This is a genomic window from Shigella sp. FC1967, from assembly GCF_001743005.1.
GTDB lineage: Bacteria > Pseudomonadota > Gammaproteobacteria > Enterobacterales > Enterobacteriaceae > Proteus.
The window spans coordinates 1-222 of sequence record NZ_MIIZ01000406.1; the positions used below are offsets into that span (position 1 = coordinate 1).

Annotated in this window: 1 rRNA gene; it reads right to left on the bottom strand. The window is 51.8% G+C overall.

From position 1 onward, the window contains the following. Positions 1-222: ribosomal RNA gene (locus BHE89_RS03520) — 23S ribosomal RNA — on the bottom strand; the annotation flags it as partial.

Below are 222 nucleotides of genomic sequence, written 5' to 3' on the forward strand. Positions count from 1 at the left end.
TTACATCTTCCGCGCGGCCGACTCGACCAGTGAGCTATTACGCTTTCTTTAAATGATGGCTGTACTTCTAAGCCAACATCCTGGCTGTCTGAGCCTTCCCACTTCGTTTCCCACTTAACCATCGACTTTGGGACCTTTAGCTGGCGGTCTGGGTTGTTTCCCTCTTCACGACGGACGTTAGCACCCGCCGTGTGTCTCCCGTGATAACATTCTTCGGTATTC